Source organism: Neisseria sp. CP9 (assembly GCF_047758525.1).
Lineage (GTDB): Bacteria > Pseudomonadota > Gammaproteobacteria > Burkholderiales > Neisseriaceae > Neisseria.
This window is the reverse complement of sequence record NZ_CP180502.1, coordinates 1,435,877-1,455,879: the sequence shown is the minus strand read 5'-3', so window position 1 is coordinate 1,455,879 and position 20,003 is coordinate 1,435,877. Positions and strand designations below refer to the sequence as shown.

Below are 20,003 nucleotides of genomic sequence, written 5' to 3'. Positions count from 1 at the left end.
TCACACCTTCGCCACATCCAAATTCATCAACTGATACTCCCCATCCTCGCCGCGCTGATACACCCGCACAAACGGCTTGCTGATATGCACCTGCAAACTGTCGGAGAGCGCGTCCATCGCCCGTTGCCATTTTTCGTCGGTGATTTGCAGGCGGCGCAGTCCGAGTACGCGGGCAGTGCTGATATTGCCTTCCTTATCCACCTGAAACGCCGCGTTAATCAGCGTTTTCAATTCCGTGCGGCTGCCTTCCGTCCATTCGTTGATACACTCATCAATCAAGGCTTTGGCGGCAATCAAACCTTCGTCAAATACCAACGTATCCTGCATGGCAAGGTTGACTCGGTACGCGCCGTCGAAGCTGTGCAGGCTGATATTGCCTTTCTTGCCGCCGACATTTACGTCGTAGCGGTCGGCACTCAACTGCACAAACGCGGCAATATCGTCCATCGCCTCGCGTTTGAAAGTGATTAAGTCATCCTGCACGGCGCGCGCTTTGGCAGCAATTTCCAGCACCAGCTCGTCACGCAGCAGGTCGATTTCTTTAATATTGGCCAGAGGCACGAGATTGCCTTTGGCATCCTGTTTGTATTCTTTCATGTCAACGCTATTCATTTTGTTTTACCTTTCTGCCTTGCGGCATTAATCCTTTTACACTCATCCACTGACCGGTGGCGTGGCCCGTGTATCCAATCCCTGTCCATGCAAGGGGATCTTTCCAGCAGGCTGAGTGTCTGTTTGAGTTTGGCGGCCTGCGCTTTGCCGTATTCGGTCGGACGGTGCTTCTTTTCCAATTTCGGCACCATCCTGATTTCGGGCGGCGGCAGGTGTTTGATAAGGTCGGCAGGGTTTGGCCACTCTGACGAGGATGCCGCGATAGCTCTAAAGGCTGCCTGTATCCTGATTCCGTCCTGTTCCGGTTGCCACGGCCGGCCGCTCAGTATGCCCAACCAAAGTTCGGCGACTGCCGTCAAATCCGCCGAGGCAGGGCGGCCTTTGAGGTTTAAGGCGGCGAGCATCATAAAACCCTGCGCGATTGCTTTTTTCAGCCAGCTATTGTTGTCCTCCATTTGACCACTCCATCAAACCGCCCAACCCGCTCCTCAATTTGGTATTTACCCCTTCTCTCGCGGGAGAGGGTTGGGAAGAGGGCAAAACCGCAATTCCCGCCGTCTTTTCGGGCGACCAAAACGTGATGTTTTCCAACAAATAACCGTGGCTGGTCAGCGGCGGTGTCAGCTTTCCCGCATCCCGTGCCTCAAGGCATCGTGTTGCCGCCCAAATCCAAGCCTCGCGCGGGGCCGGGTACGTTTTTCGGTTACGGACAATCTTGCCGTCCCGTATCATCGGCGCAATCTCGCCGACAAGCTTTGAAACCCGGTTAAAACTTAAATCCTTTTCGGCGGGGCGAAAAAGCGTCAGATACCGCAATACCGCCTTAAAAAGGTCGTCTGAAATGCCGGTCAGGGCAATCAGGGCTTCGCGGGCATCGTCATGGGCGATTAATACATCCAAGCTCATCACCGCACCGCAGGTAGGGCAGCGTACTTTCATGTTCTCGCCTCCATCAGACTTTTAAGGCTGCAGTAAACCAAGTCGGAAAAATCAATAGCTGCATCACATGCCCGATCACCATCTTCTACATCCACCGGAGGGAAATAAAACAACCCGTTTTTCCAAGATGTATTTGCGGCGACAACCGCATAAACTTCTTCAAGCGTACAGCCCTCATTCAGCTCTTTACTCAGGTAATCTGTATCGCCTTCTTGGTTACCCAAAGCAGCATCCTGAGTAATCTTGATAATGCCGTCGCGGGCGATATTTAGATAAATTGTCATCGCGCCGCCTCCAAATCCTTACGGCTCAAGCACCGCAATGCCGTCTGAACCACATCCTCAACTTCATCCGATAGTTGAGACGACACATACATCATCACAAACTGACCCGATACCGTTGTCAGCTCGGCGGCAAGATGACCGCCTTTCTCCCGCCAAACTGATACTTTTATTTTGCTGTAATCCCTGTTCATTTTTCTTCTCCCGCGGGTTCCAAAACCACGCCTGTTATTTTGTCTGTCTCGCTCATTCCGCCATAAACTGCTTCCCAGTTTTTATCAGCTTCCAGAGCATCCCTTTGTTCTGCCGTTGCCGCGACCGGCTGGCAGGAGGCCAACATGACGGTTAATATCCATAAACCCCTCATTTGTACTGCCCCCTGTCATAGACGTTGATCTGCATAGGCTGTTTTTGGCGGCAAGGTTCGGTCAGCATTGCCTGTATGGCCACGACGATGGACAGCAGCACAATTACAATGGCAAATTCGATTTCATCTTTTTTCATGATTTCCCCTTTATTTTTCAGACTCTTCCGATTCGTTGATTCCGGCCAGAACGGCTAACTCCACTATGTCCTGCCAAGTCAATACAAACCGCTTCCCAGTAGCTTTACTGACGACCATCGGCTCACATCCCACAGAGATTTCCATCGTGTATTCCATGCTGCCGACTTTCCCGGTAGCTACCTGTTTTCTAAGTGGGAGCAGCAAGTGATTGGGGTCAATAAATTTTCCGAATTTGTTATCCATCTCACACCCCCCGTACCACATCGCCGTCAACCATCTCAAAACCAAGCTCCGCCGCCTGATTCATCGCTGCCGCCACCAAGTTGTTGACCGCCAGCGGATAGAGTAGGCTGTTGGTTTCTAATCCCTTGCTCGTGCGGCTTTTGACTGTCAGACGCTCGGCAACTGCATCAATCGCACTCTGGTCTAAAATCTTTGCCATATCCGCATTGACGCGGTCAAATTTGTGCTTGAGATAGCCTTCGAGCTTGCCGTCGGTCAGCGGCAAGAGCGTAACCACTTCGCAGCGTTGCACCACCTCGCGCACCGCAGGATTGTTTTCGCTAAGTTTTTGTGCCAACTCCGTCTGACCGATTAAGACAATCCCGAGCAGGCGTTCAAACCCGTTTTTTAGCTCAAAAAAGCGTTTCAGGTGTTTCAGGGTTGGCAGCGGCAGACCGTGCGCCTCTTCAATCAAGAGCAGGTGTTTGTTGCCTGCTTTCGCGCTTTCCGACAAAGCGCGGTGGATTTGGCGGAAACGTGCTTCCGGACTGCGTTTCGGGCTGGTTCCAGGCGCAACCGCCTCCAAAATGGCTTCGGCGATATGTACCGCTTTGAGTGTCTTGCCCTTTTGGTCGTTGTCTTCCATTGCCAACACATAAGGCTCGATCAGGATGATTTGTCGGCCTTCGCGGTTGATGCGGTCTTGCAGGTCTTCGCGCAGTGTGGATTTACCCGCTCCACTTTCGCCGACCACCGCCACAAAACCGCCGTGGCAGGCCGTCTGAAACATCGCCTCGCGCACATAGCGCACATCCGGCGTCATATACACATCGTCCGCAGACTGGATTTCGTCGTTAAACGGGTCGCGGAATAAGCTAAAATGTTGTTTTGCCGCTTGGTTTAAAGTTGCTTTTCGTAGTAACATCTCATTGTCCTTGTCTTCGTAAGTTGCTTGGGCAGGTGCGGCTTCCGGCTCGTTTCTCAGGCTCGCTGGGATTTCCGCACCATTCGTTTCAAAAAATTGTTTCAATTTCCTTCGCAGCTCGGCTGCGTTTTTTTTCGGCCATTGCCCGTGATTGACTACCGCCACCAGCATCGGCTTGCTGCATCCGATTTCGGCTGCTGCGGCGGCATAGGATTTGCCGATTTGCTTAAAGGTCTGTTTCATGCTTTCCCTTTTTCAAATGCGACGACGTCGTCGCATTTGCCTAACCGGTTTTATGCAGTTTCAGACGACCCATCGTCTTAAGCCTGTCGTAAACCTCGTCCAATTTGCTCTCGACCACGCCTTCCGGGTAGTGTTTGAGGATGACCGCCATCGCCGGTTTCCAGTCGCCGCCGTCTGCCTCGACGCGGGGTTTTAAGCGTTTGGCGATTTCGACCTTGCTCAATACCTGCTCAGAGACTTCCATCCGGTTGTACGCCATCTGCTGTCCCTGTTTGGGCATAAAGAGCGTATTGCGCGCGGCAAGCGTATCTTCCTGATGTTTGTACGGGTCGATTTCGCCGCCGAATGGGACTGCTTTGCCTTTGCGTTTGGCGGCTGCCTCCTCCAGCGTTTCCGCCCCCATCGCCAGCTTGTCCAGCTCTTTTCGATGCTGCTGCGCGTCCGTATCGGCAGGAGCTTTGTATTCCGCCCCGATGACTGCCGCATCAGCCCTGAAGCCCATCTCGTCAAACACCACTTCGGGTACGGATACCCAAACCTCGTTACCCTCCTCGTCATAAGTGGCGACCCGCGCCCCGTTTACCTCCCAAGGGTTCTTACCGACCAAAACCTTCTGACCGACCAAAATCCCCTGGATGCCTTTCACGCTATATACCCGTCCGCCGAAGCGGATTTCCAAATCCGCCGAGACTTTCGCCTCTTTCGGCGCGCTGATGGCAAGCTCTCGGCAATAATCCGCAGGCGGCGGCAGGATGAGCTGCTCGGGTTTGATTTTGTTCCAGGCCTGATAGCGGGTCATGCCGTGGCGGCTGTGCTTTTGCGTACCGTTGTAGTAACGCATCCACCGTTCCGATAAAGCATTGAGCTGGTCGATGTCGTGTACCTCGGTAAAGCGCAACCCGCTCTCAAATGCCGTTTCGACAATATCGTTGGCTTTTTCTACTTGCCCTTTGGCTCTCGGATTTCCCGGCTTGTTGATTTGCACATGCACATCCAACGACTTGCACAAATTTTTAAACGCCGCCGAAGTATTCGCGCTGCCCGGGTCAAGCATGACCATGCGTGGTACGCCGCGAAACGGGTCTTTTAGCGAGTCTGCCTTTTGCTGCATCATGTAGATGAAAAAGTCGCAGAGGTTCGCGCTGGTCTCGCCGCCGAAGTAATAACGCACCGCAATCGTGCCGGAGGCATGGTCTGTCCCCGTGTACCGCCAGACGCGGTCGTTTTCGATTTTGACGACGTTTTTCGGCTTGTTTTTATAAAACTCCTCTTCCTTCATCACCCGCAGCCCCGTATCCTTACCCTGACGGGGCAGGTAATACAAAACGCACAAACTCGGGTCGATTTGCCAACAATGGTTCGGATGTTCTGATTTCATCCGACTGACCGGGTCGGGTTGGAGCAGTTGGTCGGGATGCAGCTTGTACTCTCGTAAAGCTCGGGTAATAGTGTTTTCAGAAAGGGGGATGACTTCCCCGGTTTCCTCATCAATCCGCGCCGCCTCGATTTTTCCGTTGGCGCGCAGCATTTCCACCGCCTGCCGCACCGACATCAACCGCTTGCCGTTGCGCCTCATCGCCTCCACCAAAACCGCCGAAATCAATTTGGCTTCTTCTGGTTTCAGTTCCGTCTTGCCCGCATCGCTGCGCCGTTTGCGCGTCGGCTTGACGCTGACCGCCTCCAGCTTGCGGTATAGCGTGGCAAGGCTGATGCCCAATTCCTGCGCCTGCTGCTTAAGATATGCAGAGCGTGCGCCGCGTCCCATTGCTTCCGCCTGATTCTCGACTGCCTTAAGACGCTCAATCATTGCCGGATTCATCGCCTTCTCCCGTTTCACCGCCCAACCATTCCGGCACATTGTCTGTCGGTGCTTCGGTCGGTAGGGCATAGCTTTCGCGCAGTTGCTCGCAGTCCAAAATAATTTGATTGAGCGTGCCGACCATCTTCGCGCGGTGGTCAAATCCATGCGCCTCGCCGTGAGCCGCCATCTGTTCGAACATCTCGCGCAATCGGCTGATTTGCGAGCGGATACCGACTTCCAAGCTGCCAAGCTGCATCGTCAGCTCGATGCCCACATCCGCAGGTTTAGGCTCTTTGACACCCGTCTGCTTTTTCGACAGCTTTTCTGCCAGTTCATCGACCTTTTTATTTTTATCGGCAATTACCTTATCTTTCGCTTCCGCCGTTTCGCGGATTTCGCGCAGGGCGACGCGCAGCTCCTTGACCGTCATACGGTCAACATCGTCAAAAGTGTTGCCGTTGACCTCACCGCCTTCGGCAAGCTCCAACAAAGTGTCATCGTCTTCAACCAGCAGCTCGAGCAGTTTGGATTTGCCCAACGTCATCAGCTTAGGCTGAACCTGTTTCATTTTCGGGTCGATAAATCGGAGGGTGGCATTCATCAATCTTTGAGATTCCCGCCGTCCGATGCCGAATTCTTTTTCAGCGATTTCGGCAAACCGCCCATGCGGCGTATGTTCTTTGATGATGATCAGTGCGCGTCCCAGCTCAAACATCCCTTCCATCGTTTGGCGTACCGCAAATCGTCCGCGCTCGATCCATACCGTCTCGTTGTAGGCCTCGCCGCTCGAAAACTTGTCCATAACCTCCATGCTATGGATAGCCAGCTCGTTTGCCGTTGCGCCGACCGTATGTCCTAAAATTTCTGTTGCCATTTCTTTTGCTCCTCAAATACGACGACGTCGTCGCATTTAGTAAATTCGGTTTTCCAATTCTTGCAAGCGCGCATTTAACCGCTCTTGCTGTTTTCTAAATCGCTCTGCGATTTGCAGGGTTTTGATGCCGTAGGCGTAGTTTCCGTTATCCAACTTGACCACCAACCCAGAAGCAATCAAATCATCGAGATCCCTACTGATTTGTGTTGGTGTCATCCCCAGCCCAACCGATAAATCTTTATTACTCAGGCCGATAATTGGATGTTCATCAAGCGCGATAAAGACCCTCAATAGTCGCTGTACCCTTTTACTTTCTGCCATATCGACTCCTACGCTGCGTCTTGTTTGGACTTAAGCCCGAGTTCCAGCGCGATTTGATGCGCCTTCCCCCGATTTGCCTTGACGGTTCCGTTCAGAATGCGGGACACATAAGTCGGGTCATAGCCACGCGACATGCACCAATCCTTAATCGTTTCGCCGCGCTCTCGGAAACCTGCTTTTATTTTTTCTGCTTTCACGGAATATCTCCTGTTTGGTTCTCGTGTTAAAATCCTGATTGTTTAAATCTTTAAACAATCTTGTATCAAACTTGATGCAAGTATAATAGGAATATTTCTAGCTAGCAAGATTATTTCTAGTTTATTTTTAAGGATTAATTCTATGAGTTTGATTTTTACTGGAAATATTCGTGAACTTCTTGCGAAAGAAGAGCTGACTATCGCCGAATTTGCCGATTTGATAGATGAAAAAGTATCTAGGGTAAATGATGTTTTAAGCGGAAAACAGCGTCCACCATTTGATATGGTGGAAAAAATATTGAGCAAATTTGATGTTGATGCAAACTGGCTGATTTCTGGAAAAAAGAATAGTAAAAGGAATATTTCTAGTTTGACGGCATTGTCAGACGATTACGCCTATATCCCCATGTTCGATGTAGAAGTATCTGCGGGTAACGGCACGACTGCCTACGGTGTAACCGACCCCGCCAATCATCTGGCATTCAGAAGAGAATGGCTGCTCCAGCGCGGCTTGCATGAGCAAGACCTCAACATCGTTACAGCCAAAGGAGACAGCATGGAGCCGACCATCAGCAGCAAAGACACGCTGCTGGTTGATACCTCCAAAACCAATCCGCGCGACGGCCATATCTACGTTATCCGCAGCGGCGACGTGTTATGGGTAAAGCGAGTCCAACGCCAAATCGACGGCAGCCTGCTCTTGATTTCTGACAATTCAACCTATCCGCCCATGCCGCTGATGTTGTCAGACCATCCGGACATACAGGTTATTGGCCAAGTGGTTCAGATTTCAAAAGACCTGAACTAGCCACAATCAAAAAGGGAAATAGAATGAAAATACTCGCTTTATTAATTGCCGCTACCTGTGCTTTATCTGCGTGTAGCGGCCAATCTGAAGAGCAACCGGCACCTGCCCAGCCTCAAGAGCAAGTTCAATCCGAATTGAAAACCATGTCGGCAAGCTATGCCGAATATCAAGCAGCAGCCAATAAAGGGCTTGCCGACCAAAAAACCGGGCTATCCCTGCCTGAACATGTATCCCCAACCGATAATGCAGAAGGGAAGAATCTGCTGCATGATTTTTCAGACGGCCTCACATTAACCGTTGATACCGATAAAGCTGACAAAATCACTGCCGTCCGAGTGGTCTGGAACACAGATGCAGTGCCTCAAAAAGCGGGAAAACTGTCCAAAGCTGCCGCAGCATTGATTGCGGCAACCGCCCCGGAAGACCGCACACTGCTGCGTGATACCGGCGACCAAATCAAAATAGCGATTGACAACCATAATGCGAAAAAAGACCCAACCCGAGAATGGGTACGCGGCGGGGTGGTTTATAAAGCTACCGTTACCAATTTACCGAGCGTGGTTTTGACAGCAAAAGCTGAATAAATTGAATAACATTTGTAATCTCATACAACTTGAGTTTATTTAATCAGATTAGTTGAAACTTGAGTTTTAACCCCCTTTAAAAGCCCATTCAGACGACCTTTTCTAAAATCCTTGTATTGATTTCAACCTCAATACAGGGATTTTTCCATGTCAGACAAATTCAACCAATTCATCAACCGCGTCCTCTCTCACGAGGGCGGTTACGTCAACCATCCCAAAGACCCCGGCGGCGAAACCAACTGGGGCATCACCAAGCGTACCGCAATGGCAAACGGCTTTAACGGTTCCATGCGCGCCATGACCCGCGAACAGGCTATCGGCATTTATCGAAAGGCGTTTTGGGAGCGTTACCACGCAGACCAAATGCCCGAAGCGGTCGCTTTCCAATTTTTTGATGCCTGCGTCAACCACGGTTACGGCAATGCCGCCCGTATGCTCCAACGCGCCGCAGGCGTGCCGGACGACGGCATCATCGGCGAAATCAGTCTCAAAGCCATCAATTCCCTCCCCGAAAACGACCTTTTATTGCGGTTCAACGCCGAGCGTCTGGTCTTTTATACCAAGCTCGGTACGTTCACGTCTTTCGGTAAAGGTTGGGTCCGCCGCGTCGCGCAAAACCTGATCCACGCATCAGCGGACAACATTGATTAAAAAAGGAGCAATCATGTCAAAAAAGTCTTTACTCGCCCTAATGGCCGCCGTGATGTCTCCCAGTTTCAGCGTCGATCTGGGCATTCGTTCAGCTATACCTTCTCAGGGATGTCGGACGATGCCTCACCGTCCAAGCGGGGTAGCAGCAGCGAAACGCGCCGCGAAGAAAAACCGTCAAAAATGACCGGCTTTTTCCGATGGCTGGGCGGTTTAGTCTCCAATCCCGCAACCGGAAAAATCAGCCATACCAAATTATGGGCAAACGTTGCCGCCGCAGCGATGACCTATAAATTCTCGCTCGCGCCCGATGCCCCCGAATGGCTTTGGTGGGCATACGGAGCAATGGTCGGCGGCTACGCCTTAATCAAACGCGGCATTGCCACCGTACCGCAGTTGGCGGAAATCAAAAAATCCGAGAATCCGGAAGAATGGAGCGGCAATGATTGATTTTTTGTACAAAAACAAATCGGCATTGGCATGGCGTGCATTGATTGTTTTGGGCATCTGGCTAAGCGGTTATCACTATGCCGCCGACAAAGCCGATGCCAAGCAAACCGCCCTGATTACCGCCTACCAAAACTCATCAATGGCGGCAGCCAAACAATACGCCGACGAGCTTAAAAAAGCGCAGGCGGAAACGAAGCGTTGGCATGACTTCGCGCAGCATCAAAGCATCGAGCTGGCATCCGCCCTGAGCGAACTGGATAAAAATAAAAACACTTTACAGGAGCAAACGCATGACGCGATTAAAAAAGACGGCAATGGTTTTAACGGTATCGGCTCTAACAGCCTGCACCTATACAACCGTGCCTTCGGATACCCCGATTAAAACCGTACCGACAGTGGATTTGCCGCCTGTATCTACCGGGCTGCTGGTCAAATACGAACGCCCTGAGCGTCCGACCGGCGGCTCACCCGAACAACTCTTAAACCATGCCGTACGTTACGGCGAATACTGCCAAAAATTGGAAGTCCAAGTCTCCGGGTGGCAGGACTGGTACACGAAAGGCCGTCTGAAAAATGACTGATTTTGCCGACCGCGCATCAGAGCGTGAAGCCATATTTTTGGAAGAGTCCCTGGCGAAACATCAAAACACACCGGAACGTGCCGACAGCCTGAGCCATTGCGAAGATTGCGGCAGCCCGATACCGGACGCAAGGCGAAAAGCAGTCAAAGGCTGCACCCGCTGCATCGTTTGCCAAGAATATTTCGAACACGGATGGCCTTAAAAATGGAAAAAACCTTTATACACATCGAATTTTGGCAGTTGGTCGGATTTCTTCTCTCCTTCCTCGGCATCTGTTTTACCTTCGGCAAAATGCTGCTGGCGCAATTCCGCGAGCAGCAGGACGAACGCCAAAAACAGCAAGAGCGCCTGCAAGGCAAAGTCGAAATCATGGAAAACAAACTGGCGGAATTCAACGCCGGACTGCCCCTGACCTATGTTTTGCGGGAAGACTACATCCGCAATCAGGTCGTCCTCGAAGCCAAGCTCGACAACGTCGCCGAAAAACTCACCGAAATATACAAAATGGAAAGCGTAAAGAAATGATTAGCCAAGAATTGATTGCCAAACAACGCCGCGAGGGGATGCGTTGGAACATCATCAACACCCTTAATAAAGCCCGCCCTCATACCACCAGCGAGGCCTTTCTGCTGGACATCATGAACGCGATTTACCCGCAGACCACCGCCACCGAACTGCGCCAGCAGCTCGACTACCTTGCCGACCGCAAAATGGTCGAGCTGAATAAAGCACCGCACGGCTTGTGGTTTGCCGACCTGACCAGTTTGGGTGTCGATATTGCCGAATACACAGTCGAGTGCCGCGCCGGTATCGCCCGCCCCGAAAAAGTGTGGAGCTGATATGGCAAAACGCAGCGTCATCGACCAACTCCCCGAAGCTGTACGCCACGAGTTCGAACGGAAACTCGTCGAAAACGGCTTCGCCGACTATCAGGCATTATCCGAATGGTTGCAGCAACAGGGATACGAAATCAGCCGCTCCGCCGCCCATCGGTACGGCCAAAAAGTACAGCGTCGGTTTGCCGCCATCAAAAACAGCACCGAAGCGGCACGCCTGATTGCCGAAGGTGCGGCAGACGAGGGGGATACCCGCTCCGAAGCCTTGATGGCGATGTTGCAGACAGAGTTGTTTGAGGCATTGGTGCAGATTGGTGAGATGCCCGAAGACGAGTTAAACGCGCTTGACCGCTTCGGTATTATGAGCGAGGGCGCGCGCAAAATCAGCGGGCTGATTACCGCCGGTACGCGCCTGAAGGAATATCAGGCAAAAGTTAAAGCCAAAGTCGAAGCCGCCGCCGAAAACGTGGCCAAGCAGGCAAAAAAAGGCGGGCTGTCCGACGCGGCTGCCGAAGCCATCCGCAAACAGATTTTAGGTATCGCATCATGACGACCAAAACCGAAGACCGAACGCCATCGGCATTGCTGCCTTACCAGCAGCGTTGGTGCGCCGATAACTCTCCCGTCAAACTCTGCGAAAAATCCCGACGCATCGGTCTGAGCTGGGGCGAGGCTGCCGATACCGCCTTACTTGCCGCCTCATCGGGCGGCATGGACGCATGGTACATAGGCTACAACAAAGACATGGCTTTGGAGTTTATCCGTGATTGTGCCAACTGGGCGAAATTCTACGGTTTGGCGGCGGGAGAAATCGAAGAGACCGAGGAGGTGTTCGTCGAGGGGGACGACAAAAAATCCGTCCTCGCCTTCGTCATCCGTTTCGCGTCCGGCTGGCGCGTTACTGCCTTATCCAGTCGCCCCTCAAACCTTCGCGGTAAGCAGGGGCGCGTCATCATCGACGAGGCGGCGTTCCACGAGCAGCTCGGCGAGCTGCTCAAAGCGGCAATGGCATTGCTGATGTGGGGCGGCCAGGTGCATATCATCTCTACGCATGACGGGGTGGACAATCCGTTCAACGAGCTGATTACCGACATTCGTGCGGGCAAAAAGCCGTACTCCATCCACCGCATTACTTTCGACGAGGCCGTTTCAGACGGCCTCTACCGCCGCATTTGCCTGCGCTTGGGCAAAGAGTGGACGGCAGACGGCGAAGCCGCGTGGTGCAAGGAAATCCGCGATTTCTACGGTGAAGATGCCAGCGAAGAGTTGGACTGCATCCCTAAAAACGGCGGCGGCAAATGGCTCAACCGAGCCTTGATTGAGAGCCGTATGAGTCCTTATACGCCGGTTATCAGATACGACCAAAGCGATGAGTTCGGCCTCTTGCCCGAGCCGCGCCGCGCTGCCGAAGTGGCGGACTGGATAGCCGACACCCTGCAACCGCTGCTCGATGGTTTGGATAAAACCCGCACCAGCTTTGTCGGCGAAGACTTTGCCCGCAGCGGAGACCGTACCGTCATCGTCCCTTTGTTGCAGCAGACTAATTTAAGCCTTAAGTCGCCGTTCGTGTTGGAGTTGGGCAATATGCCGTTTGCCCAACAAGAGCAAATCATGAAACACCTGTTGCACGGCTTACCCAATCTGCGCGGAGCGGCATTGGACGCGCGCGGCAACGGTCAATCAATCGCCGAAGCCATGCGCGACGAATTTGGCGCGGAGGTATGCGAGTCGGTCATGCTCTCGGAAAACTGGTACCGCACCCATACAGCTCCGTTCAAAGCCGCACTCGAAGACGGCACGTTGGACGCAATCCCCAAAGACGAAGACATCCTGACCGACCTGCGCGCCTTCGAGCTGGTCAGAGGCGTGCCGCGCATCCCCGATGTACGCACCAAAGGTCAAGACGGCAAAAAACGCCACGGAGACGCGGCGATTGCCTTTGTCCTTGCCCATTACGCCAGCCGCGAGCTGAATACCGGCCCGATACGCGTAGCCAGCCGCCGAATCCGCCGAAAAAGCGCATTAACCAAAGGTTATTAAGGTATTTAAAGAGTACATATCATGCCCAAACCCCACCTCAAACTCAAAACCAGTCAAGGCATCATGACCTTCAAGCCGCAGGATTTATCTGCCCATCTCGCCGTTTCCCGCCCGTTTTTCAGCGGTTTTGACGGCTGGCTGCCTAATCCCGACCCCGTTTTGCGCAAAATGGGCAGGCAAATCTCCGTTTACCGCGAGCTGATGCGCGACCCCTTGGTCGGCTCGTTGGTACGCCGCCGAAAAGCCGCCGTCGCCCGCCTCGAATGGCGACTTGAGGGCGACGATACGCCTAAAAATGTCCGGGATTTTATTGATAGCTGGCTGGCTGAAACCGATGTTTACCGCCTGATTAAAGACGTTTTAAACGCCGTTTTTTACGGCTATCAACCCATCGAGCTGATTTGGCGTACCGATTCTGCATGGCTGCCTGACAAAATCATCGCCAAGCCGCAAGAGTGGTTCGCCTTCAACGACGACGGCGAGTTGCGTTACATCCAAAACGGGCTGACCGATACCGTTCCGCCGCCTTATAAGTTTCTTTGCCCAACACACGAGGCAGATTATCTCAACCCCTACGGTTTGGGCGATTTGGGCTTGGTTTTTTGGCTGGTCACCTTCAAACGCGGCGGCCTTAAATTCTGGATGCAATTCACCGAAAAGTACGGTGCGCCTTGGCTGATTGGTAAAGAGCCGCGTTCCAATACCCCGCAGGATACCGACAAATTGCTAGACGCGCTCGAAGCTCTAATCGGCAACAGCGTCGGCACCATTCCCAATGATTCCAGCGTCGAAATCCACGAGGCAAGCGGCAAGGCATCATCTATTGATGCCTACGACAAGCTCATACGTTATTGCCGCTCCGAAATCAGCATTGCTCTGCTCGGACAAGACCAAACTACCGAAAAAGACAGTACCCACGCCAGCGCGACCGCTGGTTTGGAGGTAACGGACGACATCCGTGACGGCGATACCCGTATTGTTGAGGCGGCATTAAATCAGTTGATAAAGTGGGTGGTGGAGATTAATTTCGGGGAAGTATCTGCGCCGAAATTCGTGCTGTTTGAAAACGAGGAGAGCGGCACAAAAGAACGGGCCGAAAGAGATAAGATGATGGTGGATGCCGGTGCCAAGTTCACCAACCAATACTGGCAGCGCACATACGGCCTTGAGGACGGCGACTTGGCGGACGCAGTCCAACCAACCCAAGAGGGTAGAGCTGCTGATTTTGCGGAGTTCGATTTGACGGATGCAGGTTCGGTCATCGACGGACTCGCCCCCGATACAGACATTCTGAATAAACAAGGCGAATGGCTGACTGCCGTCCTAGTGGCCGAATTAAGTCGTGGAGAAACCGCCGAAAACCTGCTCGACCGTCTGTCCGCCGCCTATCCGAATATGGACGATACCGCCTTGCAAAACGAGTTGGCACGCCTGATTTTTCTTTCAGAATTGGTTGGAAAAGTTGAAGTAGCGCGGGAGATTAAATCGTGAACTCCGAAGATATTAAAGCCGTCTTCGGCATGAAGCCGGAAGCCGCCGTCGCCTATCTCAAGCAAAAAGGCATTGTCGTATCTTGGGACTGGCAGGATATGTTGGACGACGCGCACGCCACTGCCTTTACGGTGGCCAAAACCGCCAAAATGGATGTGCTCTCCGACATCTATTCCGCCGTTGTCGATGCCGCCGAACAAGGTCGTACGCTGGAAGAGTTCAGCCGCGAACTCGCCCCCGTCTTACAACGCAAAGGCTGGTGGGGCAGGCAGGAAATTAAAAATCCCGAAGGCGAAACCCAAAGCGTACAGCTCGGCAGCCCCCACCGCCTGAAAACCATCTATCTGACCAATATGCAGTCAGCCTACATGGCAGGTCGCTACGCCGAAATGATGGACTCCATTGACACACACCCTTATTGGCAGTACGTCGCCATCAACGACAGCCGCACCCGCGATACTCACCGTATGATGCACAACCGTGTCTATGCTGCCGACGACCCTGTTTGGGATACCTTATATCCGCCACTTGATTTCCGCTGTCGGTGCCGCGTCAAACCCCTCTCGCGCAGTGCGGGTGAGGGACGCGTCCAACCCCGCCCGACGCTCGAAACCATTACCGTCGATATAGGTTCAAATCCCTATACCGGCGAGGAGCGTTACGCACAACGAACCGGCATCCGCATCAACAACAAATTTATCGCCCCAAACGCAGGCTTCAATGCCAACCAAGGTAAATCCATGCTGTCCCGCATGGCGCAAATCTCCATAGACAAAGCACAGGCAACCCATCCGGACATCGCCCGTATCGCCATCAAGACCATGATGGGTAACCGAAAATTCAAAAACGCCCTAACCCCCGAATCATTGGCATGGGTGCGCGAATTACTGAGGGGCTGACCATGCTTGAGATTAAATTAGATGCAGAGAGGCTCGACCACGGTTTAAGTACACTGCTCAAAAACGCCACTGACACCCGCACCATGATGCGGGGCATCGCCACCGAGCTGCTGTCCATGACCGAAGAAAACTTCGAATCCGAAGGTTGGGGCGGACAGAGATGGAAACAAAGCCGGCGCGCCGCAGACGAGGGAGGCAAGACCCTGCAAAAAAGCGGGCAACTTGCCGCCAGCCTGACCACACAGGTCGGCAGCAACTATGCCCGCATCGGCAGCAACAAAAAATACGCCGCCATCCACCACCTCGGCGGTCAAGCAGGCCGCGGCCACAAAACCAACCTCCCCGCGCGCCCCTATCTCCCCATCAACGGCAACAACCAACCCCAACCAGACGCCGAACGCCGAATCCTAGACATCGCCATCGCCGCCCTCAAAAAAGGACTCTGACAACAAAAAACGGACGAGAAAAAACCGTCCGTTTTTTGTTTCACTATTTGCAACTCTTTTTCACTTTTTCCATCCCGCCTAATCCCCCATCATCCCACTTCTTCCCATTTATCTCATCATTCCTATATATTTATCTCATTGGGTTTCAATAAAGAAGAAAAAATAGTTCGACATAAACACAGACTTGTCTCAAACCATCAGGCAGCAAAAGCCATCCCAAACCTCAAGCACGCCCAAACACACCTCAGATTTCCACCCATATTCAATAAATACCGCCAAGTCCGTTTTATGACAAAGGTCGTCTGAATCAAACTATACTTTCAGACGACCCCTATTCAATCACGGAGCTTATCCATGACCATCCGTCTGACTACATTATCCCTGATCCTTGCCGTCGCAGCCTGCACGCCTACCGCGTCCCCATCGGCAGAAACTTCGCCAACCGTTACCAAAACCGCCATCGACACCGCCTACTGGACAGAACAGCCCTATTGCAGCGGCCGCTATCAATTGCGCCTGCCATCCAAACGCCGTCATGGCAGTACGCATCTTGGTTACAACGGCTGGAGCGTGATGGTCATGTTTAATGATTGGAATAGAAACGTTAGGACTATCAAGAGGTTCAAACATAGTGGGTATGATGGAACCGATATTGTCGTCGATACCCGCACTCTGATTCCGGATCGGGCGATGATGCAGGTAACGCGCGGGGGATTCCATTGGGAAAATATTATCGGGAAGGACGGTATGCCCTACGAAGCCGACTTATATTTCAAGCTGGATAATGATGACGCTTATATCGTACGCAGTTTTTTCTATATCCCCGCCGAAAACGGCAAAGCTCCTGCCAACTGGAAAGCCCAAGAAAAAGAAGCGATCAACACCATAGAGAAAAAATTCCGCCAAGAAATTCTCAGCGGTTTGAAAACAAGACAGGAATTTGAAGTGCCAAATAAACACGGCATCTGCTTGATAGGCGGTTTTATCGCCGATGACGGTAAAAAACCGTTTGAAGTTCATAGCACCGTCGAATTTGCCAAGCAACATGATATGAGTCTGGAAATCATGCATGGTGACGTGTTGAAAGCAGGTGAGCCGACGCTGTTGAAACGCAAGGTTAATTTAGATAAGGGTGTAATGGTTAAAGCCCTAACGCACACCATCCGCCAAGGAAAACGCACCATCAACGGCATGTCCGGCGAGGAAAAATTGGTGAAATGGGGCGGCAACACATATATGTTCTTTTGGGAGCGTGACGGCGGTGATCCGCGTATCATGATACAGTTCGGCGCGGAGAAGAAAGACGGGACGAAGCGCAGCGAAGCCGAAGTGCTGGCGATTTGGGATACGGTTTTGCCGACTTTGAAACCTGTGAAGCAATAGCGATGAAAAGGTCGTCTGAAAACGCAGCCTCCATGGCATCAAACCTTGAGCATGGTTTTCAGACGACCTGCTTCTATCTTTCCCTTGATCATCTATACGCTCAGCCAATCCCAAAAATAAAAAAGCACGGTAATCAACCGTGCTTTTTGTAAAACAAAACTGCTTATTTGTTTTTGTGCGAACGAAGATAATCCAAGGTTTTGAGCTGGGCAATCGCTGCGGCTAAGGCTTTGTGCGCTTCAGCCAGCGATTTATCGTCTTTGGCTTGAGAAATGCCTGTTTCCGCCGCCTTCTTGGCAGCTTCCGCGCGCTCCCGATCCATCTCGGAACTGCGTACGGCAACATCCGCCAACACAGTAAGTTGGTTGGGCTGCACTTCCAGCACTCCACCGGAAACGGCAACAAGAACTTCTTCGGCTTCGCCCGGCACGGTCAAACGCAATGCACCGGGACGTACCAAACTCATAATCGGCTCGTGTCGCGGATAAATACCGAGCTCACCTTGAACAGTCGGAACCACTACAAAACTGGCTTCGCCTGAATAGATGTTCTGCTCGCTACTTACCACTTCAACTCGCATGATGCTCATGCCGACCTCCTTAGTTTAAGGTTTTCGCTTTCTCGACCGCTTCTTCGATACCGCCTACCATGTAGAAAGCTTGTTCAGGCAGATGGTCGTATTCACCGTTCAAGATAGCTTTAAAGCCGGCAATGGTGTCACGCAGCGATACATATTTGCCGGGAGAGCCGGTAAATACTTCGGCAACGTGGAACGGTTGCGACAGGAAGCGTTGAATCTTACGCGCACGCATCACGGTCAGTTTATCTTCGTCTGACAATTCGTCCATACCCAGAATGGCAATAATATCGCGCAATTCTTTGTATTTTTGCAGGGTAGATTGTACGCCGCGGGCTACATCATAGTGTTCTTGACCCAATACCATCGGATCCAGTTGGCGCGAAGTGGAATCGAGTGGGTCAACTGCTGGGTAAATACCCAAGGAGGCAATATCACGGCTCAATACGACAGTAGCGTCCAAGTGGGCAAATGTCGTTGCAGGAGACGGGTCAGTCAAGTCATCCGCAGGTACATATACGGCTTGAATAGAAGTAATGGAGCCTGTTTGGGTAGAGGTAATACGCTCTTGCAAACGACCCATTTCTTCAGCCAATGTCGGTTGGTAACCTACTGCTGAAGGCATACGGCCCAACAATGCGGATACTTCGGTACCGGCCAGGGTGTAACGGTAGATATTGTCCACGAAGAACAATACGTCACGGCCTTTGCCGCTTTCGTCTTTTTCATCACGGAAGTATTCGGCCATCGTCAAACCGGTCAAGGCTACACGCAGACGGTTACCCGGAGGTTCGTTCATCTGACCGTAAACCATCGCCACTTTGTCCAATACATTGGAATCTTTCATCTCGTGGTAGAAGTCATTACCTTCACGGGTACGCTCACCCACACCTGCAAACACGGACAAACCGCTATGTGCTTTGGCGATGTTGTTAATCAATTCCATCATGTTGACGGTTTTGCCTACACCGGCACCACCGAACAGACCTACTTTACCGCCTTTAGCAAACGGACACAGCAAGTCAATCACTTTAATGCCGGTTTCCAACAGCTCAGTAGTCGCAGACAGTTCATCAAATTTCGGAGCTGTCTGATGGATGGCACGGTGTTTGTCGGTATCAATCGGACCTGCCTCATCAACAGGCGTACCCAATACATCGACAATACGTCCCAAAGTACCTTTACCTACCGGTACTGTAATCGGCGCACCTGTATTGCTTACAGTCATGCCGCGTTTCAAACCATCCGAACTACCCATTGCAATAGTACGGACTACGCCGTCACCCAGAAGCTGTTGCACTTCCAAAGTCAGGCCGTTTGCATCCAATTTCAGGGCGTCGTAAACACGCGGAATGGCATCACGCGGGAACTCCACGTCAACTACCGCACCAATAATTTGTACGATTTTGCCTTGGCTCATTATCGTATCCTAATTTCCTGTTCAGGTTTCAGACGACATTAAACTGCCGCCGCACCTGCTACAATTTCTGACAATTCCGTGGTAATCGCAGCTTGACGCGATTTGTTATATACCAAACGCAACTCTTTAATGGCATTGCCCGCATTGTCGGTGGCTGCTTTCATTGCCACCATACGCGCAGCTTGCTCAGATGCCATATTGTCACTCAATGCTTGGTAAACCACAGACTCTAAATAGCGGCGAACCAGATATTCCAACACAGCGACAGGACTTGGCTCATAACGGTATTCCCAACTGAATGAAGAATAACTCTCCTCGTCTTCTATCACATTTTCGCCGATAGGCAGCAGAACCTCCAACCGTGGTTCTTGACGCATGGTATTCACAAAACATGAATACACCAGATGTATCTTATCTAACTCATGCTTCTCGTAACGTTGGAAGATTTCAGTCAATGGACCAAGCAGCAATTCCATTCTTGGGGTATCACCCAAATTAATCGCACTGGCAATAACGTTCAAACCGATATTTTGACAAGCTGCCAAACCTTTACTACCTAAACAGACGACATCAACTTCAATGCCTTGTTCTTGGTATTCTTGGACTTGCGCTAAGAATTTCTTCAAAACATTCGCGTTCAAACCACCACAAAGACCTTTATCAGAGGTGATTAAAATGAAACCTACCCGACGTGTTTCACGATGAGGTGCCAATAATTTAATACCGTGATCTTCATGGGTTCGCGCCAAATGACTCATAACTGTCCGCACTTTTTCGGCATACGGACGCGCTAAGCGCATCCGTTCCTGAGTCTTCCGCATTTTAGAGGTTGACACCATTTGCATCGCTTTAGTGATCTTTTGGGTATTTTGAACACTACGGATTTTGGTGAGAATCTCTTTTCCGACTGCCATTTCAGA

The 20,003-nt window shown here is 51.8% G+C and carries 30 protein-coding genes; 15 read left to right on the top strand and 15 right to left on the bottom strand.

Translation table 11 applies throughout. The annotated features are described in order from the left end of the window. The 12 genes from ACMYUL_RS06985 to ACMYUL_RS06930 form a co-directional block, all read right to left on the bottom strand. Positions 1-612, bottom strand: a complete 612-nt coding sequence (locus ACMYUL_RS06985; RefSeq protein ID WP_415772811.1) for a DUF3164 family protein — start codon at positions 610-612, stop codon at positions 1-3. Continuing rightward, positions 609-1,067, bottom strand: coding sequence for a hypothetical protein (locus tag ACMYUL_RS06980; protein ID WP_415772809.1), 459 nt, complete (start codon positions 1,065-1,067; stop codon positions 609-611). Before ACMYUL_RS06980 ends, ACMYUL_RS06985 begins: the two co-directional genes overlap by 4 nt. Then, positions 1,051-1,551 (bottom strand): hypothetical protein, encoded by a 501-nt coding sequence (locus ACMYUL_RS06975; protein WP_415772807.1) that lies wholly within the window; start codon positions 1,549-1,551, stop codon positions 1,051-1,053. The genes ACMYUL_RS06980 and ACMYUL_RS06975 overlap by 17 nt, the downstream gene beginning before the upstream one ends. Next, positions 1,548-1,835, bottom strand: a complete 288-nt coding sequence (locus tag ACMYUL_RS06970; RefSeq protein ID WP_415772805.1) for a hypothetical protein — start codon at positions 1,833-1,835, stop codon at positions 1,548-1,550. The genes ACMYUL_RS06975 and ACMYUL_RS06970 overlap by 4 nt, the downstream gene beginning before the upstream one ends. Then, complete coding sequence (locus tag ACMYUL_RS06965) at positions 1,832-2,026, bottom strand: hypothetical protein (protein ID WP_070539340.1); 195 nt, start codon at positions 2,024-2,026, stop codon at positions 1,832-1,834. Before ACMYUL_RS06965 ends, ACMYUL_RS06970 begins: the two co-directional genes overlap by 4 nt. Before the next feature lie 169 nt (positions 2,027-2,195). Beyond that, on the bottom strand, positions 2,196-2,336 hold the full coding sequence (locus tag ACMYUL_RS06960; protein WP_160311361.1) for a hypothetical protein: 141 nt from the start codon (positions 2,334-2,336) through the stop codon (positions 2,196-2,198). 10 nt (positions 2,337-2,346) lie between these two features. Beyond that, positions 2,347-2,580 (bottom strand): hypothetical protein, encoded by a 234-nt coding sequence (locus ACMYUL_RS06955; RefSeq protein WP_049351482.1) that lies wholly within the window; start codon positions 2,578-2,580, stop codon positions 2,347-2,349. Position 2,581: 1 nt separating this feature from the next. Continuing rightward, a complete protein-coding gene (locus ACMYUL_RS06950; protein WP_415772802.1) occupies positions 2,582-3,727 on the bottom strand; it encodes an ExeA family protein in 1,146 nt (381 codons plus the stop codon). Positions 3,728-3,767: 40 nt separating this feature from the next. Further along, complete coding sequence (locus ACMYUL_RS06945; protein ID WP_415772901.1) at positions 3,768-5,534, bottom strand: transposase; 1,767 nt, start codon at positions 5,532-5,534, stop codon at positions 3,768-3,770. Continuing rightward, positions 5,527-6,402, bottom strand: a complete 876-nt coding sequence (locus tag ACMYUL_RS06940; protein WP_415772801.1) for a hypothetical protein — start codon at positions 6,400-6,402, stop codon at positions 5,527-5,529. Before ACMYUL_RS06940 ends, ACMYUL_RS06945 begins: the two co-directional genes overlap by 8 nt. A 36-nt stretch (positions 6,403-6,438) precedes the next feature. After that, the gene (locus ACMYUL_RS06935; protein WP_009426279.1) at positions 6,439-6,723 is read right to left on the bottom strand and encodes a hypothetical protein; all 285 of its coding nucleotides are present in this window, start codon (positions 6,721-6,723) and stop codon (positions 6,439-6,441) included. 8 nt (positions 6,724-6,731) lie between these two features. Then, positions 6,732-6,920 (bottom strand): DNA-binding protein, encoded by a 189-nt coding sequence (locus ACMYUL_RS06930; RefSeq protein ID WP_415772799.1) that lies wholly within the window; start codon positions 6,918-6,920, stop codon positions 6,732-6,734. Between the two features lie 142 nt (positions 6,921-7,062). Here ACMYUL_RS06930 and ACMYUL_RS06925 point away from each other — a divergent pair, with 142 nt between their 5' ends. From ACMYUL_RS06925 to ACMYUL_RS06855, 15 genes are all read left to right on the top strand, one after another. Beyond that, positions 7,063-7,728 carry a LexA family transcriptional regulator gene (locus tag ACMYUL_RS06925; RefSeq protein WP_415772797.1) on the top strand — a complete coding sequence of 222 codons (666 nt, stop codon included), beginning with the start codon at positions 7,063-7,065 and terminating at the stop codon, positions 7,726-7,728. Positions 7,729-7,751: 23 nt separating this feature from the next. Next, positions 7,752-8,312, top strand: a complete 561-nt coding sequence (locus ACMYUL_RS06920) for a hypothetical protein (RefSeq protein WP_415772795.1) — start codon at positions 7,752-7,754, stop codon at positions 8,310-8,312. A 147-nt stretch (positions 8,313-8,459) separates the two neighbouring features. Beyond that, complete coding sequence (locus ACMYUL_RS06915) at positions 8,460-8,963, top strand: glycoside hydrolase family 108 protein (protein WP_009426272.1); 504 nt, start codon at positions 8,460-8,462, stop codon at positions 8,961-8,963. Between the two features lie 108 nt (positions 8,964-9,071). Next, positions 9,072-9,410 carry a hypothetical protein gene (locus ACMYUL_RS06910; protein ID WP_415772792.1) on the top strand — a complete coding sequence of 113 codons (339 nt, stop codon included), beginning with the start codon at positions 9,072-9,074 and terminating at the stop codon, positions 9,408-9,410. Beyond that, the gene (locus ACMYUL_RS06905; RefSeq protein ID WP_070870273.1) at positions 9,403-9,792 is read left to right on the top strand and encodes a hypothetical protein; all 390 of its coding nucleotides are present in this window, start codon (positions 9,403-9,405) and stop codon (positions 9,790-9,792) included. Before ACMYUL_RS06910 ends, ACMYUL_RS06905 begins: the two co-directional genes overlap by 8 nt. Then, on the top strand, positions 9,770-9,991 hold the full coding sequence (locus ACMYUL_RS06900; protein WP_009426269.1) for a hypothetical protein: 222 nt from the start codon (positions 9,770-9,772) through the stop codon (positions 9,989-9,991). Before ACMYUL_RS06905 ends, ACMYUL_RS06900 begins: the two co-directional genes overlap by 23 nt. Next, the gene (locus ACMYUL_RS06895) at positions 9,984-10,193 is read left to right on the top strand and encodes a TraR/DksA family transcriptional regulator (protein WP_070870274.1); all 210 of its coding nucleotides are present in this window, start codon (positions 9,984-9,986) and stop codon (positions 10,191-10,193) included. Before ACMYUL_RS06900 ends, ACMYUL_RS06895 begins: the two co-directional genes overlap by 8 nt. Before the next feature lie 2 nt (positions 10,194-10,195). Next, complete coding sequence (locus tag ACMYUL_RS06890; RefSeq protein WP_013448349.1) at positions 10,196-10,516, top strand: hypothetical protein; 321 nt, start codon at positions 10,196-10,198, stop codon at positions 10,514-10,516. Beyond that, positions 10,513-10,830: a hypothetical protein gene (locus ACMYUL_RS06885; RefSeq protein ID WP_070870275.1), complete on the top strand. Its 318-nt coding sequence runs from the start codon at positions 10,513-10,515 to the stop codon at positions 10,828-10,830. Before ACMYUL_RS06890 ends, ACMYUL_RS06885 begins: the two co-directional genes overlap by 4 nt. 1 nt (position 10,831) lies before the next feature. Next, positions 10,832-11,377 carry a DUF3486 family protein gene (locus ACMYUL_RS06880; protein WP_009426265.1) on the top strand — a complete coding sequence of 182 codons (546 nt, stop codon included), beginning with the start codon at positions 10,832-10,834 and terminating at the stop codon, positions 11,375-11,377. After that, positions 11,374-12,867 carry a terminase large subunit domain-containing protein gene (locus ACMYUL_RS06875; RefSeq protein ID WP_415772788.1) on the top strand — a complete coding sequence of 498 codons (1,494 nt, stop codon included), beginning with the start codon at positions 11,374-11,376 and terminating at the stop codon, positions 12,865-12,867. Before ACMYUL_RS06880 ends, ACMYUL_RS06875 begins: the two co-directional genes overlap by 4 nt. A gap of 21 nt (positions 12,868-12,888) precedes the next feature. Then, complete coding sequence (locus ACMYUL_RS06870) at positions 12,889-14,358, top strand: DUF935 domain-containing protein (protein ID WP_415772786.1); 1,470 nt, start codon at positions 12,889-12,891, stop codon at positions 14,356-14,358. Further along, positions 14,355-15,257 (top strand): phage minor head protein, encoded by a 903-nt coding sequence (locus ACMYUL_RS06865; protein WP_107812903.1) that lies wholly within the window; start codon positions 14,355-14,357, stop codon positions 15,255-15,257. The genes ACMYUL_RS06870 and ACMYUL_RS06865 overlap by 4 nt, the downstream gene beginning before the upstream one ends. Positions 15,258-15,259: 2 nt before the next feature. Continuing rightward, positions 15,260-15,703, top strand: coding sequence for a phage virion morphogenesis protein (locus ACMYUL_RS06860; RefSeq protein ID WP_070870279.1), 444 nt, complete (start codon positions 15,260-15,262; stop codon positions 15,701-15,703). 354 nt (positions 15,704-16,057) lie between these two features. Next, positions 16,058-17,086 (top strand): T6SS immunity protein Tli4 family protein, encoded by a 1,029-nt coding sequence (locus ACMYUL_RS06855; RefSeq protein WP_107814316.1) that lies wholly within the window; start codon positions 16,058-16,060, stop codon positions 17,084-17,086. A gap of 163 nt (positions 17,087-17,249) precedes the next feature. Here the strand turns inward: ACMYUL_RS06855 and ACMYUL_RS06850 are convergent, their stop codons facing one another. The 3 genes from ACMYUL_RS06850 to atpG are packed head-to-tail and all read right to left on the bottom strand — an operon-like array spanning position 17,250 to position 19,997. Then, the gene (locus ACMYUL_RS06850; protein ID WP_003741652.1) at positions 17,250-17,675 is read right to left on the bottom strand and encodes a F0F1 ATP synthase subunit epsilon; all 426 of its coding nucleotides are present in this window, start codon (positions 17,673-17,675) and stop codon (positions 17,250-17,252) included. Positions 17,676-17,685: 10 nt separating this feature from the next. Beyond that, positions 17,686-19,083 carry a F0F1 ATP synthase subunit beta gene (gene atpD, locus ACMYUL_RS06845; RefSeq protein ID WP_003760432.1) on the bottom strand — a complete coding sequence of 466 codons (1,398 nt, stop codon included), beginning with the start codon at positions 19,081-19,083 and terminating at the stop codon, positions 17,686-17,688. Positions 19,084-19,121: 38 nt separating this feature from the next. Further along, positions 19,122-19,997, bottom strand: coding sequence for a F0F1 ATP synthase subunit gamma (gene atpG / locus ACMYUL_RS06840; protein WP_003780079.1), 876 nt, complete (start codon positions 19,995-19,997; stop codon positions 19,122-19,124). Positions 19,998-20,003: the final 6 nt, after the last annotated feature.

What these genes read in the sequence shown, in the direction of transcription:
- ACMYUL_RS06985 (WP_415772811.1), bottom strand. Translation starts at nt 612, where the DNA reads ATGAATAGCGTTGACATGAAAGAATACAAACAGGATGCCAAAGGCAAT.
- ACMYUL_RS06980 (WP_415772809.1), bottom strand. Translation starts at nt 1,067, where the DNA reads ATGGAGGACAACAATAGCTGGCTGAAAAAAGCAATCGCGCAGGGTTTT.
- ACMYUL_RS06975 (WP_415772807.1), bottom strand. Translation starts at nt 1,551, where the DNA reads ATGAAAGTACGCTGCCCTACCTGCGGTGCGGTGATGAGCTTGGATGTA.
- ACMYUL_RS06970 (WP_415772805.1), bottom strand. Translation starts at nt 1,835, where the DNA reads ATGACAATTTATCTAAATATCGCCCGCGACGGCATTATCAAGATTACT.
- ACMYUL_RS06965 (WP_070539340.1), bottom strand. Translation starts at nt 2,026, where the DNA reads ATGAACAGGGATTACAGCAAAATAAAAGTATCAGTTTGGCGGGAGAAA.
- ACMYUL_RS06960 (WP_160311361.1), bottom strand. Translation starts at nt 2,336, where the DNA reads ATGAAAAAAGATGAAATCGAATTTGCCATTGTAATTGTGCTGCTGTCC.
- ACMYUL_RS06955 (WP_049351482.1), bottom strand. Translation starts at nt 2,580, where the DNA reads ATGGATAACAAATTCGGAAAATTTATTGACCCCAATCACTTGCTGCTC.
- ACMYUL_RS06950 (WP_415772802.1), bottom strand. Translation starts at nt 3,727, where the DNA reads ATGAAACAGACCTTTAAGCAAATCGGCAAATCCTATGCCGCCGCAGCA.
- ACMYUL_RS06945 (WP_415772901.1), bottom strand. Translation starts at nt 5,534, where the DNA reads ATGATTGAGCGTCTTAAGGCAGTCGAGAATCAGGCGGAAGCAATGGGA.
- ACMYUL_RS06940 (WP_415772801.1), bottom strand. Translation starts at nt 6,402, where the DNA reads ATGGCAACAGAAATTTTAGGACATACGGTCGGCGCAACGGCAAACGAG.
- ACMYUL_RS06935 (WP_009426279.1), bottom strand. Translation starts at nt 6,723, where the DNA reads ATGGCAGAAAGTAAAAGGGTACAGCGACTATTGAGGGTCTTTATCGCG.
- ACMYUL_RS06925 (WP_415772797.1), top strand. Translation starts at nt 7,063, where the DNA reads ATGAGTTTGATTTTTACTGGAAATATTCGTGAACTTCTTGCGAAAGAA.
- ACMYUL_RS06920 (WP_415772795.1), top strand. Translation starts at nt 7,752, where the DNA reads ATGAAAATACTCGCTTTATTAATTGCCGCTACCTGTGCTTTATCTGCG.
- ACMYUL_RS06915 (WP_009426272.1), top strand. Translation starts at nt 8,460, where the DNA reads ATGTCAGACAAATTCAACCAATTCATCAACCGCGTCCTCTCTCACGAG.
- ACMYUL_RS06910 (WP_415772792.1), top strand. Translation starts at nt 9,072, where the DNA reads ATGTCGGACGATGCCTCACCGTCCAAGCGGGGTAGCAGCAGCGAAACG.
- ACMYUL_RS06905 (WP_070870273.1), top strand. Translation starts at nt 9,403, where the DNA reads ATGATTGATTTTTTGTACAAAAACAAATCGGCATTGGCATGGCGTGCA.
- ACMYUL_RS06895 (WP_070870274.1), top strand. Translation starts at nt 9,984, where the DNA reads ATGACTGATTTTGCCGACCGCGCATCAGAGCGTGAAGCCATATTTTTG.
- ACMYUL_RS06890 (WP_013448349.1), top strand. Translation starts at nt 10,196, where the DNA reads ATGGAAAAAACCTTTATACACATCGAATTTTGGCAGTTGGTCGGATTT.
- ACMYUL_RS06885 (WP_070870275.1), top strand. Translation starts at nt 10,513, where the DNA reads ATGATTAGCCAAGAATTGATTGCCAAACAACGCCGCGAGGGGATGCGT.
- ACMYUL_RS06880 (WP_009426265.1), top strand. Translation starts at nt 10,832, where the DNA reads ATGGCAAAACGCAGCGTCATCGACCAACTCCCCGAAGCTGTACGCCAC.
- ACMYUL_RS06875 (WP_415772788.1), top strand. Translation starts at nt 11,374, where the DNA reads ATGACGACCAAAACCGAAGACCGAACGCCATCGGCATTGCTGCCTTAC.
- ACMYUL_RS06870 (WP_415772786.1), top strand. Translation starts at nt 12,889, where the DNA reads ATGCCCAAACCCCACCTCAAACTCAAAACCAGTCAAGGCATCATGACC.
- ACMYUL_RS06860 (WP_070870279.1), top strand. Translation starts at nt 15,260, where the DNA reads ATGCTTGAGATTAAATTAGATGCAGAGAGGCTCGACCACGGTTTAAGT.
- ACMYUL_RS06855 (WP_107814316.1), top strand. Translation starts at nt 16,058, where the DNA reads ATGACCATCCGTCTGACTACATTATCCCTGATCCTTGCCGTCGCAGCC.
- ACMYUL_RS06850 (WP_003741652.1), bottom strand. Translation starts at nt 17,675, where the DNA reads ATGAGCATCATGCGAGTTGAAGTGGTAAGTAGCGAGCAGAACATCTAT.
- atpD (WP_003760432.1), bottom strand. Translation starts at nt 19,083, where the DNA reads ATGAGCCAAGGCAAAATCGTACAAATTATTGGTGCGGTAGTTGACGTG.
- atpG (WP_003780079.1), bottom strand. Translation starts at nt 19,997, where the DNA reads ATGGCAGTCGGAAAAGAGATTCTCACCAAAATCCGTAGTGTTCAAAAT.